The organism is Labrys sp. LIt4, from assembly GCF_017813775.1.
GTDB classification, from domain to species: domain Bacteria; phylum Pseudomonadota; class Alphaproteobacteria; order Rhizobiales; family Labraceae; genus Labrys; species Labrys okinawensis_A.
On sequence record NZ_JAGIPY010000004.1, the window covers coordinates 191713 to 205039 of the forward strand.

Sequence of the window (13327 nt, forward strand, 5' to 3'; positions counted from 1 at the left end):
GGCGCGCCCGTCCGGCTGCCGCCTTATTCTGCATTATGGTCGCGGCTCCCGATTCGGAGCGATTCGCCATGCCTTCGACCTTCTTCATCCGCGACCTGCTGCCGTCCCTGCCATCGGGAAAAGAATGGCTGGCGGTCAGCCACGGCGAGTCGGGCGACAGCGTCTATCGCCGCAGCGATGGCGCAGCCTTCGCCAAAATATCACAGGGCCGGGGCGCCTTGGCTCTGGAAGGGGAACGTCAACGGATCGAGTGGCTGAGCCGCTTCAATCTCGGCTCGCCGCAGATGCTCGATTGGCGCATAGGGGAGGAGGGTGCCTGCCTCATCACCAGTGCGGTGCCCGGCGTGCCGGCAAGCGACCTCGATGGCCGCCAACTGTTGCAGGCCTGGCCGTCGATCGCGGCGCGGATCGGCGCGCTGCATGCGCTGGCGGCGGAGGATTGTCCGTTCGAACGCGGCCTGTCGACCATGCTGGCGCGCGCGGCCGACGTGGTGTCGCGCGGCGCCGTCAATCCGGATTTCCTGCGGCCGGAGCAGCAGGAGACGGATCCGGCCGATCTCCTTCTTGCGCTGGAGGCAGAACGTGAAAAACGCCTGGCGGAAGAGGCCGGGGATCGCGTCGTCTGCCACGGCGATGCCTGCATGCCGAATTTCATGGTCGATCCCGCCACGCTGCGCTGCACCGGCATGATCGATCTCGGCCGTCTCGGCACGGCAGATCGCTATGTCGATCTTGCGCTGATGCTGGCCAACGCCGGCGAGAGCTGGTCCGGCCCGGATCAGGCGCAAGCGGCCTTCGCCAGCCTGTTCGAGGTACTCGGGCTGGAGCGGCCGGACCGGGAGAGGCTCGACTTCTATCTAAGCCTCGATCCGCTGACCTGGGGCTGAGACCTGCCTGGGGCTGAGGCCGGCAGGCATTCGCGATAGACCGCGAAGGTCTCCTCGACCACGCGGTCCAGGGTCATGCGCGCGGCATTGGCGCTTGCGCGGCTCTTGGCCTCCGCCAGGGCTCCCGGGATGGTGAGCAGGGAGACCAGGGCCTCGGCCAGGCGGGTGGGATCATCGGGCGGCACCAGCAGGCCGGCCTTGCCGCCATCCAGCATTTCCGGCACGCCGCCGACATCGGAGGCGACGATGGCGCAGCCCGCTTCGCTGGCTTCGGACAGGACCAGCCCGGCCGGCTCGGCCAGGGACGGCAGCACGAAGACATCAGCTCCCCTGAAGAAAGGCCGCGGGTCGTCCCAGCCACCATGGAAGGTGATCGCCGCCGCGCATGGCATGGCCGCTGCCATGGCTTCGTATTCGGCACGATGCGGTCCGTCGCCGACGAAATGGAGCGAGGCTTCGGGCACCGCCCTGGCGACGCGTTCGAAGGCCTGCAGGAGAACGGGGGCGCCCTTGCGCGGGTGCAGGCCGCCGACATAGAGGATCGACGGCGTACCCAGGGCCGCGGGCGGGCCGGCCGGTGCCGAGAGGCGCGGCGAGCCGATATTCCCGTTCAGCACGGTGCGGATGCGGGAAGCGGGGATACCGCGCCGGGCCATCGAACGGGCGACGGCATCGCTCACCGCAATGACCCGCCGGCCGACGCCCATCGCGACGGCGCTGCGCGCAAACTCGTTGTGAACGGTGGTGATCAGCGGCACGCCGGCCGCCTTGCAGGCCGGCCAGCACAGCACGGCGCTCGTCATCATATGGGCATGCACGATGTCGAAACGGCGGGAACGCAGCAGCCGGGTCAGCGCGGCGACCGCACGCAGCGCGACCAGGGGCTTCTGGCGCTGGTCGATCCTGATGACCTCCACGCCGTGGGCGGCCAGCAAGGCGTCGAAGTCACCGTCGCCGCTGGCGATGGCCACCTCATGCCCGAGCTGCGCCTGCATGCAGGCGAGATCGATGGTGAGGTGCACGTGCCCGTTGAGGCGACGCGTATGGTTCAGGACATGAAGGATGCGCAAGGCCGGCTCTCGTTGGAAGTGGCAAACGCCAAACGGTTCATTGTCGATGCGGCTTGCGAAGAGCTCGTCGCCATGGAGTGGTTGCGTCGCCGGGGCCGACCGCGATGGCAAGGTCCCTCCGTCAAGTTTCAACACGCGAAACAGGCGGCAGCATGGCCAAGACGATGCGAGAATAATCCACAAAAGCGCGGCGCAAGCCACTTGGCTAAAGGGATGGGGCTCCCTCCCTTTTTGATATCCGTCGAATGGGTATCTGTCGGCTGGAGGCGCCATTGTCTAGAAAAGCCCGCTGGACCGCCCTGCGGGGCCGGTGTCGCCGCGGCGTTGCCATGCTTCGGCGGGGCGCTCGAGCCGGAATCATCGCGCGCCATGATGTGATACTGTCCCCTCAGCGGAACCGGCCCGCATCTCTTGCGCGAGCGGGCCCATTCCGGAAGGTTTTCCCTCGGCCGGAAGACAGGTTCTCCCGCGGCGTGACGCGATTTCGAATGCCGCAGGGCCGGGCCGAGGCTAGGAGTGAGGGCAGGGTGCGTTTCCGCCGAAACGGGCCTGTGGGGCAGACAGAAAGGGCCTGGCGTGAGTTTGGAACCCATCGGCATCTTCTTCATTCTGCTCGGGATCATGGTCCTGAGGCGGGGCCCGGTTTTCGGCGTCTCCATGCTCATCCTGTCGATGATCTTCGGTTCTTCCGCCGCGCTGATTCTGGCGGGCACCACGATCCAACCGGCCCATTTGCTGCTGGGCTTCACGGCGGCATCCGTCCTGACGCGCCCGGGCATCTGGTCGGTCGTCACGGCGCGGCTCACCTTTCCGCGCGAGGGATTCTGGTTCGTCGCCACTGCGGCTGTCGGCATCGTCGGCGCCTTCATCCTGCCGCGCTTCTTCGCCGGTGCGGCCTATGTGGCCGCCATCGGCGCCACCGATGGCCCTTCTGCGCCAATTCTGGTGCCGCTTTCTCCCACCACCGGCAATCTGACGCAGAGCGTCTATTTCATCGGCGACATCGTCTGCTTTCTGGTCTGCTATATCGTCGCCCGGACCAGGGAAGGCCTGGAAGCCGTCACCAAGGCGGCCCTGGCCTATTGCGCCCTCAATATCTTCTTCGCGGTCGTCGATCTCGCGACCTTCTGGACGGGAACCGCCTTCCTGCTCGATTTCATGCGCAACGCCACCTACACCATTCACGACGATACGGTGGTCAACGGCCTCAAGCGCATCAATGGCTCCTTCACCGAGGCCGCGGCCTTCGCCTCCTCGTCGATGTGGGCCGGCAGCTTTGCCTTCCGGCTCTGGCTCGGCAATATCCGTCCCCAGCTCACCTTCTGGCTGGCACTGATCAACATGCTGCTGGTGATCTTCTGCACCTCTACCAGCGGCTATGTCGCCTTGCCGGTGGTGCTGGCGATCATCTATGCCGAATCCCTGCTGCGCCTGGTGCGCGGCGGGCCACTGCCCCGCAGCGTCTATGCCTATCTCGCCTTCGCACCCCTGTTGCTTGCCGTGATCACCGCAGCCGTACTGCTTACGCCCTCCTTGGCGGAAACGATCTACGGCATGATGCAGGACTTCGTGCTGAACAAGGGCACGAGCCAGTCGGCGGCGGAGCGCGGCATGTGGAACCAGACGGCGCTCGAAACATTCTTCGCGACCTATGGGCTGGGAGCCGGCATCGGCACGGTGCGCGCCTCCAGCTTCCCGCTGGCGGTTCTGGCCAATCTCGGCGCCATCGGTGCGCTCACCTACGGCATCTTCATCCTGATGGTGCTGTTCAAGCCGGCGATCCGCCCTCTCGACTGGGCGACGATCCAGGTGCGTGCCGCCGTGCGGATCGGCTGCCTCGTCGGCCTGATCATGGCGACGATCTCGGGTACCCTGATCGATCTCGGACTGCCCTTCTACATGCTGGCCGGCATTGCCTGCGCCACCTGCGATCTCGAAACGGGGGCCAGGAAGCAGACGGCGGAGACCGTTCGGCCGGCCAGAGCCGAGGTCATGGGTTAGAGATCACCGGTTAGAGATCAGGGGTTGATGGCAACCGCGTCCGAATCCTTGGAATAGATGCGGATATAGTCGATCAGCATGTCATAGTGGCCGCTTTCCGGAACAGTGATCGGCCACCCGCCGCCCATGGCCAGATTGAACATCCAGAAGAAGCGGTCGACGCTGTCGGCCCGCAACAGCGAAACCGTCTGGACCAGCTTGCCGTCGAGAAAAGCGGAAACCTTGTCGTCTTCCACCAGATAGCCATAGGTGTGGAAGTCGGCGCTCAGGTCGGGAAGCTTCCGCGACATAGCGGGGGAGGAGGTCTTGTTCCCCCAATTGTGGACGATGGTGTGGAAGATGGTCATGTCGACGCCATAGGCTTCCAGCCCGTCGATCTCGATGGAACCGAGCGGATCGCCCTCAGGGGTCTGCGATTTCAGATTAAGGGCCCAGTTGGCCGGCCACACGCCCTTTCCGGCCGGGAATTTCTGGCGGATCTCGACATAGCCGCGCCGAAACGCGGCGCTGGGCGGTTTTCCGTTCGGAAAAGCCGTGCTGATCATGCCGGAATACCATTTGCGCTTCCAGCCGGTGGGATCGGCAAAGTCGGCCTTGTGGTTGGCCCGGATCCGCAGCTTGCCGTCCGCCACCTGGTAGACCTGGCCGAACAGTTCGGCGTCCGCCTGGCTGGCCGTGACGAAATAGCTGTCGGAACCCCATTGCTCGCCCTTGGGATTGGTGCCGATATGCCATTTGTCGCGGTCGAGTTCGGTACCGTCGAACTCGTCCTTGAAGATGAGCTTGTAGCCGCTGAGATCCGGTACGGCCTGCCCCCATGCCGGTGCGGCGAACAGGCCCAGGGCGGGAAGAGCCAGGAACAGGCGCCGGGTGATGGGGCTCATGGGTACGAATTCCTTTCAGGCTCGCGGATGCCCCATCGACGGAGCGTTGCAACGGGCTGCGGATGTGTGATGATTGGGAGCCGCCGGTCTTTGCCGGGCTGCGCGAGGATAGCCCAGAGGCCGTGGCGCGGGCCACCTCCCAAAAGGGGGGGAGTCACTCCCTTTTGGCGATCCTTCGAATGGATAGCTGTCAGCCTGCGAGGCCTTTGCATAAAATGGCTGTCGCTGGTAGCAGCCGTCATGATCGGCGGTCATCCGCGGCTTGACCGGCCGCAGCTTGTTTTGATGCTCGACCTGGGAGATGCACGTCCAGGTCGAGATTTTTTTAACTCAGTGATGAAAGGCCTCGGTCGTCGCGCCGTGACATTCACGTTCCATATAATCCAACCTCGATGATGATCCCGATCGCACACCCTCACTGGCGGCGCGGTGCCTTGAGCGCCGGCTTTGAAACTGCCCGGCCCCCACGAGGGCGGGGAGCAGGAGACCTTCGTCGTCATGAACGGTAAGATCGGGGCTCTCTCCAAGCAGACGGCCAAGGCCGGTGCCTGGACGGCCGGAGCGCGGCTTGCCGGCAAGTCGGTGGATTTCGTTGCGCTGATCGTGCTGGCCCGTTTCCTCGGGCCCAGCGATTTCGGCCTGGTCGCGATGGCGATGACCTTGATCTTCATCGTCGAGGCCGTGATGGAGCTGCCGCTCGGCGCCGCCATGCTGCGCGTCCCCGAGCCGGCGGAGGAGGTCTACAGCACCGCCTTCACGCTGGGAGCCCTGCGCGGGCTGATCATTGCCGCCTTCTTCATTCTCTGTGCCTGGCCGATATCGATCTTCTACGGCGAGCCCCGGCTGGTGCCACTGGTGATGTGCCTGGCCCTGGCGCCCGCCATGCGCGGCTGCGTCAGCCCCAAACTGGTGGAATTCAACCGGCGCATGGATTTCCGCCGCCAGGCAGGGCTCGACATCGCCAGCAAGACCATTGCCGTGACCACCGCGATCATCGTGGCGATCCTGACGCGGAGCTATTGGGCGATCGCGCTCGGAACCATCCTGGTGGCATTCGTCGCCCTGGCCGGTTCCTATTGGCTCGCCCCGATGCGCCCGCGCCTGACGCTGAAGGCCTGGCCGGTCTTTGCCGACATTCTGACCTGGAACCTGATGTCGCAGATCCTCTCGGCCATCAACTGGCAGGCGGACCGGTTCATTCTGCCCCGTTTCATTCCACCCGCCGCCTTCGGCCGCTATGTCATGGCCAATGATCTTTCCTCGCTGCCGTTCCAGGTCCTGGCTGCCCCGCTCGGGACGCCGCTGAACGTGGCCTTCGTCAATGCGCATCAGAATGGCAGCCTTCGCAACAGCTATCTCAAGGCGAGCGTCGGCATCTTCCTCTTGATGGCGCCGATCCTGTGCTTCGGCGCCATCATGGCCGAGCACCTGATTCATGTCTTTCTCGGCGCGCAATGGGCCGAGGCCGCCCCCATCCTCACCGGCATCGCGCTGGCCTGCATCGGCTCCATCCCGGCGCTGCCGATGGCGCCCCTGGCCGTCAGCCTCAACAAGTCGCGGCAGATCACGTTCAGGAACCTGGTGGAGTTTGCCGTGCGCGTGCCCCTCACCATCGCCGGTATCCTGTCCTTCGGGGTGATGGGAGCGATCGCCGCCAAGGCGCTCGCCACGCTTGCGGTGCTGGTCTCGACCATGATGGCGGTGAAATCGATGATCGGGCTGGGCTATCGCGCCCAGCTTGCCGCTTTTGTCGGGCCTTGTGCAGCCCTGGTGATCAGTGCGCTTTTCCTGGTCTATGTTTCGACCCTGTTTCAAGACAGTACGGACATCGTCATGAATCTGGTCCGGATCGGCGCTGCCGGCGCGGTCTATGTCGTGACTTATGTTTGCAGTGTCTATCTGATGTCGCGCTGGTTCGGCGACGCACTTGGGCTGACCGGGCTGGTCGACCAGCTCATGTCCCGGGCACGGCTTCGGTTCAGGACGTGACGACATGCGTGGCGATGGCAAGGAAGACCTGCATCATGGAGAGACCGGCGTGAAGGCGCATGACAACATGCGGATTGCCGTCGCGATCGCGACGGCGGGCCGGCGGGATGTGCTGACCGAAACCGTGCGGGTGATGATGGGCCAGGAGCGCCGGCCCGACGATTTCCTGATCTGCCCGGCCAAGCCTGCCGATGCCGACGAGGCCGCCCTCCGCGAGCTCGTGCCGGGCCTGAAGATGATCGCGGGCCCGGTGGGCCTTCCGCATCAGCGCAATGCCTTGATGGCCGCCACCGATGCGGACATCGTGATGTTCTTCGACGACGATTTTCTGCCTGCTCCCGATTTCCTGGCCGAGACGGTGAGGCTGTTCGCCGAGAATCCCGACGTGGTCATGGTGACCGGCACGGTGCTGGCCGATGGCGCGCCGGGCGCGGGCCTCGGCATGCGCGAGGGCCTCGACAGGCTGGAGGCGGCCGGTCCCAATCGGGGGGCGGAGACGCTGGAGCCGGTCTATAACGGCTATGGCTGCAACATGGCGGTGCGGCTCGAGCCGGTGCGTCGGCACGGGCTTGCCTTCGACGAGAAGCTGCCGCTCTATGCCTGGCTTGAGGACGTCGACTTCTCCCGGCAGCTCGCGCCCTTCGGCCGCATCGTCAAGAGCGGCCGCCTGCGCGGCGTGCATCTGGGCACCAAGTCCGGCGGCCGCAGCCCCGGCCGGCGGCTCGGCTATTCGCAGATCGCCAATCGCGTCTACATCATGCGCAAGGGCAATATGAGCCTGCGCGGCGTGCTGGAGGGCAGCATGGAGAACCTGGCTTCCAATCTGGTCAAGAGCGCCTTTCCGGAGCCTTGGACCGACCGGCGCGGGCGGCTCGCCGGCAATCTTCTGGCTTTGTGGGATCTGGTACGGGGGCGTCTCGATCCTGCGCGGATTCTCAAATTGTAGGTCAAGGCGCAGACGATGACCGTACATTTCTCACTGGTGATGGCGACGCTCGGACGCTCCGAGGAGATCGCATTGATGCTCGACAGCCTGGAAACCCAAACTTTCAAGGATTTCGAGGTGATCATCGTCGACCAGAATCGCGACGAACGGGTCACCGAGGTGCTGGCGCGCAAGACGCGTCCCTTCCCGATCCGCCATCTGCGCACGCCGGGCGTGCCGGGTGCGAGCCGGGCGCGCAACAACGGCGCCAAGGTCGCCCATGGCGAACTGCTCGGCTTTCCGGACGATGATTGCACCTACCCCTCCTGGCTGTTGGAAAAGGTGCTGAAGACCTTCGCGGAAACGGGGGCCGACATCGTCAACGGCCGGGCCGCGGACGAGACGGGGCGCTCGATCAATGGCCGCTTCGCCGAGGGCGCCCGCTGGACCGGCGCCCGCGACGTCTTCGACACGCTGATCGAATGGGTGTCCTTCTGTAGGCGCGAGGCCTTCGAGGCCGTCGGCGGCTATGACGAGGATGTCGGTGTCGGCGCCACCTCGCCATGGCAGGCCTGCGAAGCGCCGGATATCGTGCTGCGCATGCTGGAGCGCGGCTATCGCTCCTATTACGACGACGCCATCTATGGCCATCATCCCGAGATCCGCATCGACATGATGGATGTTCGCATGCAGCAGAAGGCGCGCGGCTATGGCCGCGGCATGGGCTATGTGCTGGCCAAGCACCGCATGGGCGCGCTCTATTCCTTCAACTACATGCTGCGCTCCTTCGGCGGCTATGTGCTCAGTCGGGCGCGGGGCCAGCGCGGCCGGGCGATCTATTACCTCAACACACTGAAGGGCCGGCTGGAGGGCTATCGCGACGGCCGCCGGGCGGCCTGACGCCTCCTCGCCGGCGCGGCTTGGGATTTGGCGGAATTGCCGGGAATCGCAAGAACGCGTCGCACCAAAGATGTTTGCGGACATGAATTGTCCGGGCCGGAGGCCTTCAATGCCGCGGATTTTCGCCGGATCGTCCGTGGACGAAGGCGGGAATTCTGCTTAGGGTCGGTTCCCCTGATAATGGAAACGCCCCTGCAATGACGGATAAGAAACCGCCGCGCCAAGTCGGCTCGACCCCGGTCCGCTCCAATCAAGCCCGCCCCAGCTTCACCGACCAGGAGGCTCTGGCGTTCCACGCCCAGGGCAAGCCCGGCAAGCTGGAAGTGGTGCCGACCAAGCCGATGGCGACGCAGCGCGACCTCTCGCTCGCCTATTCGCCGGGCGTGGCGGTGCCGGTGCGGGCGATCGCGGAGAATCCGGCATTGGCCTACGACTATACGGCCAAGGGCAACATGGTGGCGGTGATCTCCAACGGCACCGCCATTCTCGGCCTCGGCGATCTCGGCGCGCTGGCCTCCAAGCCGGTGATGGAAGGCAAGTCCGTGCTGTTCAAGCGCTTTGCCGACGTCGATTCGATCGATCTGGAGGTCGATACCAAGGACGCCGACGCCTTCGTCAACGCCGTGCGCTATCTCGGGCCCAGCTTCGGCGGCATCAATCTGGAGGACATCAAGGCGCCCGAATGCTTCATCATCGAGCAGCGTCTCCAGGAATTGATGGACATTCCGGTCTTCCACGACGACCAGCACGGCACCGCCATCATCGCCGCCGCCGGCCTGTTCAACTGCCTGAAGCTGACCGGGCGCGACATCACCTCCACCCGCCTGGTGGTCAACGGCGCCGGGGCGGCCGGCATCGCCTGCGTCGAGCTGGTCAAGGCCATGGGCTTTGCGCCGGACAACGTCCTGCTCTGCGACACCAAGGGCGTGGTCTACAAGGGCCGCAGCGACGGCATGAACCAGTGGAAGTCCGCCCATGCCGCCGAGACGGACCGGCGCACCTTGGCCGAGGCACTCGACGGTGCCGATGTCTTTTTCGGCCTTTCGGTCAAGGGCGCCCTCACCACCGAGATGCTGCGCTCCATGGCGCCCAATCCGGTGGTCTTCGCCATGGCCAACCCCGATCCGGAGATCACGCCGGACGAGGCCCACGCCGTGCGCGACGACGTCATCATCGCCACCGGCCGGTCCGACTATCCCAACCAGGTCAACAACGTCCTGGGCTTTCCCTATATCTTCCGCGGCGCGCTCGACGTGCATGCCACCGCCATCAACATGGAAATGAAGGTGGCGGCAGCCCAGGCCCTGGCCGAGCTTGCCCAGGAAGAGGTGCCGGACGAGGTGGCGAGCGCCTATCAGGGCGCGCGGCCGCGCTTCGGCCGCGACTACATCATCCCGGCGCCCTTCGACCCCCGCCTGATGACGCGCGTGCCCGTGGCCGTGGCCAAGGCGGCGATGGAGACCGGCGTCGCCCGCAAGCCGATCCCCGACCTTGCCGCCTATCGCGCGGCGCTCTCGGCGCGCCGCGATCCCGTCGCCGGCACGCTGGCCGGCATCTTCGACAGGGTCCGCCGTTCGCCCAAGCGCGTAGTGTTCGCCGAGGGCGAGGAGGAGGCCGTGATCCGCGCCGCCGCCTCCTTCGTCAATCAGGGACTGGGGACCGCCATTCTGGTCGGCCGCGAGGATCGCGTGGAAGCCGCCGCCGCCTTTGCCGGTGTCGAGCTGCGCGAGGGCATGGTGATCCAGAACGCCCGCATCTCGCCGCGCACCAATGCCTATGCGCAATATCTCTATGACAGGCTGCAGCGCCAGGGCTATCTGATGCGCGATTGCGTGCGCCTGGCCTCGATCGACCGCAACCATTTCGCCGCCTGCATGGTGGCGATGGGCGATGCCGACGCGATGGTCACCGGCCTGACGCGCAATTATTCGATCGCCCTCGAGGATGTCCGGCGCGTGGTCAGCGACAAGCCGGGCCATTGCGTCCTCGGCCTTTCCATCGCCATTGCCCGCGGGCGCACGGTGCTGGTCGCCGACACCGCCGTGCACGATATGCCGACCTCGGAGGAACTCGCTGCCATCGCCATCGAAGCCGCTTCGGTGGCCAAGCGCCTGGGCTATGAGCCGCGCGTGGCGATGCTGGCCTATTCCACCTTCGGCCATCCGGAGGGCGAGCGGGCCGAGCGCGTGCGCGAGGCGGTGCGCATCCTCGACCGCCGGCGCGTGGATTTCGAATATGACGGCGAGATGGGCGCCGATGTCGCGCTCAACCGCGAAGCCATGGCGCTCTATCCGTTCTGCCGCCTGTCGGGGCCTGCCAATGTGCTGATCATGCCCGCGTTCCACTCGGCCTCGATCTCCACCAAGATGCTGCAGGAACTCGGCGGTGCTACCGTGATCGGCCCGATCCTGGTCGGCCTCGACAAGCCGGTGCAGATCGTGCCGCTGGCCGCCAAGGACACCGACCTCGTCAACATGGCGGTGCTGGCGGCGGCCAATATCGGCGGGTGAGCGGGGCTGGAGGCCGGTGAACGACGAGCGCTGGAATCGCTATCTGTTCGAGCGCCACAGCCGTGCGGAAATCGCGGAGTGGGCTCGCCGGCTCCGCTATTTCCGCTTCTGCCGGGCCTATGGCGGCCATGCGGGAGACGGCGACCGGCTTCTGGCGGCGATCGCACTCGCCGGCACGGTCCCGGACATCAGGGAGGTTCTCGGGATACTCGGCATCGCCGCCGATCCCGTTCCCGTCGACGCTCCTCAGCCGATCCCAGGCGTGAGCTATACGGCCGAGGCGTTCGAGCGTTTCGTCCGCATCGCGCCCGGGCCGCTGCGCATCCGGCAGCCCGGCCATGTCACCCTCGGCGGGCATACGGTTTTTGTTTATCTACATCCGGGCCGGCTCGAGCTCAGCATGAGCGATGTCGAGTCGCCCTTCGAGGTCACGCAGGCCGTCATTTTGTCAGCCGAGGCCGTGGAGGCTTTTCTTCTGCCCTTGGCGAATCGCCTGATCGACCCGCCGCAGGCTGATCGCAACTGCCTAAGCCCGGCGACCTATCCGGAATTCTGGCTATAGCGTTTTGCGATTAGACGGAGTCACCAAGAATCGCAAAGACGCGTCAGAACAATGAGTTAGAGCAAATAAGCGTTCACGCTTGAACGCGCTTTGCTCTAGGATGACCGGGACTGGACGGCAGGCAATGATCTCGGGCATGGCCCGGCTTGACACCCCGTGATCCTGGCAGCAATTTGCTGCGTCCCTTCACGGAAGGCCTGCGTGCCCAAGACGCTCATCATCCTGTTGCGCTTGCGCGGGTTTCGCTACGGCAAACCCCAGATGTGGTGGCCGCCGCCACGGTGAAGCCGTGCGCGTGTCTCTCACCCCACATCACAGGATAGTTTCCCATGCAGATTGCACGATTGAGCGATCAGGCTCTCGAATTGCGCCATGACGGTGCTTCTCCCATTGTCTTTCCATTCCTTTGGCTCCGCGACAATTGCCCCACGGCCTTCGATCCGCAAACCAAGGAGAGGAACTTCGACCTTCTGTCCGTTCCTGACGACTTGAAGCCGGCCAGCGCGGAGACTTGCGACGATGAACTGGTGATAACCTGGCCGGACGGGCATGTGAGCCGCTTCGAGCAAAGCTGGCTCCTGGCACATCAGCCCGGAGTGCCTCGTCCCGATGCAGCCGCGTTACCTCGCAAGATCTGGCGGGCTGCCGACATGCCGGAACTGCCGCGCTTTTCAGGTGCGGAGATTCTCGCCGACGACAGGGTTCTCCTCGACTTTCTCGTCACCACGCAGAGCCTCGGCCTTTCATTGGTGGACGGCCTGGCCCCCGGACAAGGCCTCGACGTTGCACAGCGCATCGGCTTCCTGCGCGAGACCAATTTCGGCAAGGTCTTCGATGTCGTTTCGAAGCCCGACCCCAACAATCTCGCCTACACCGCCCAGGCGCTCGCCTTGCATACCGATCTGGCAAACCAGGAAATTCCTCCCGGCTTCCAGTTTCTGCATTGCATCGCGAATGAAGCCAAAGGCGGCGGCTCCGTCTTCGCGGACAGCTTTGCCATCGCCGAGGACTTGCGGGAGACTGACCCCGAGGCGTTCCGCGTGCTTTCGACCGTTGCCTTGCCTTTTCGCTTCCACGACCGGGCCTATGACATTCGTCTGCGCCGCCCGGTCATCACTCTGCGTCCCGATCGACGGCTCGACGAAATCCGCTACAACGCCCACCTGACGGATCTTATCGACCTGCCGGCGGACCAGCTGGGCACGTTCTATCGGGCCTACCGGGCCTTCATGAAGCGCACTCGGGACCCCGCCTTCGTCATTGCGTTGCGTCTGCGTGGTGGCGAGATGGTGGTATTCGACAACCGGCGGACGCTCCATGGGCGCGAAGCCTTCAACCCGGCGACGGGTTTCCGCCACCTGCAGGGCTGCTATGTCGACAGGGGCGAGTTCGAGAGCCGCATCCGGGTGCTCGACCGGCGGCACGACGGAGCATCGCTTTAGCGCACCGACGGTAAAAGCCCAGACATATGACGGCGTAAGCCGCCATATGTCGCTTTCGCCGGGGCTCGGAGAGCGGCGCGTCGCGGCCTGCGCCCGTCGGCCGGAGGCGACCTCCCCCTCATGGACCACACGCATACGCCGCAGCGACTGCCGGCGA

Annotated in this window: 10 protein-coding genes; 8 read left to right on the top strand and 2 right to left on the bottom strand. The window is 65.2% G+C overall.

The window, feature by feature from the left end; all coding sequences use genetic code 11:
• Positions 1 to 68 precede the first annotated feature (68 nt).
• A complete protein-coding gene (locus tag J8I29_RS09255) occupies positions 69 to 887 on the top strand; it encodes an APH(3'') family aminoglycoside O-phosphotransferase (RefSeq protein ID WP_209431431.1) in 819 nt (272 codons plus the stop codon).
• Here J8I29_RS09255 and J8I29_RS09260 read toward each other — a convergent pair.
• On the bottom strand, positions 854 to 1957 hold the full coding sequence (locus J8I29_RS09260; RefSeq protein WP_209431432.1) for a glycosyltransferase family 4 protein: 1104 nt from the start codon (positions 1955 to 1957) through the stop codon (positions 854 to 856). The genes J8I29_RS09255 and J8I29_RS09260 overlap by 34 nt on opposite strands.
• Before the next feature lie 576 nt (positions 1958 to 2533).
• Between J8I29_RS09260 and J8I29_RS09265 the strand changes: the two genes are divergently transcribed.
• A complete protein-coding gene (locus tag J8I29_RS09265) occupies positions 2534 to 3958 on the top strand; it encodes a hypothetical protein (RefSeq protein WP_209431433.1) in 1425 nt (474 codons plus the stop codon).
• A gap of 17 nt (positions 3959 to 3975) precedes the next feature.
• Here J8I29_RS09265 and J8I29_RS09270 read toward each other — a convergent pair whose 3' ends face one another.
• A complete protein-coding gene (locus J8I29_RS09270; RefSeq protein WP_209431434.1) occupies positions 3976 to 4842 on the bottom strand; it encodes a glycoside hydrolase family 16 protein in 867 nt (288 codons plus the stop codon).
• A gap of 498 nt (positions 4843 to 5340) precedes the next feature.
• Here J8I29_RS09270 and J8I29_RS09275 point away from each other — a divergent pair, with 498 nt between their 5' ends.
• From J8I29_RS09275 to J8I29_RS09300, 6 genes are all read left to right on the top strand, one after another.
• Positions 5341 to 6831 (top strand): lipopolysaccharide biosynthesis protein, encoded by a 1491-nt coding sequence (locus J8I29_RS09275; protein ID WP_209431435.1) that lies wholly within the window; start codon positions 5341 to 5343, stop codon positions 6829 to 6831.
• Between the two features lie 4 nt (positions 6832 to 6835).
• Positions 6836 to 7777, top strand: a complete 942-nt coding sequence (locus tag J8I29_RS09280) for a glycosyltransferase (RefSeq protein ID WP_245196823.1) — start codon at positions 6836 to 6838, stop codon at positions 7775 to 7777.
• Between the two features lie 15 nt (positions 7778 to 7792).
• The gene (locus tag J8I29_RS09285) at positions 7793 to 8656 is read left to right on the top strand and encodes a glycosyltransferase family A protein (RefSeq protein WP_105860964.1); all 864 of its coding nucleotides are present in this window, start codon (positions 7793 to 7795) and stop codon (positions 8654 to 8656) included.
• A 197-nt stretch (positions 8657 to 8853) separates the two neighbouring features.
• Positions 8854 to 11166: an NADP-dependent malic enzyme gene (locus tag J8I29_RS09290; RefSeq protein ID WP_105860965.1), complete on the top strand. Its 2313-nt coding sequence runs from the start codon at positions 8854 to 8856 to the stop codon at positions 11164 to 11166.
• Positions 11167 to 11182: 16 nt separating this feature from the next.
• Positions 11183 to 11728: a hypothetical protein gene (locus J8I29_RS09295; protein WP_209431436.1), complete on the top strand. Its 546-nt coding sequence runs from the start codon at positions 11183 to 11185 to the stop codon at positions 11726 to 11728.
• A gap of 329 nt (positions 11729 to 12057) precedes the next feature.
• Positions 12058 to 13170, top strand: a complete 1113-nt coding sequence (locus tag J8I29_RS09300) for a TauD/TfdA family dioxygenase (protein ID WP_209431437.1) — start codon at positions 12058 to 12060, stop codon at positions 13168 to 13170.
• Positions 13171 to 13327: the final 157 nt, after the last annotated feature.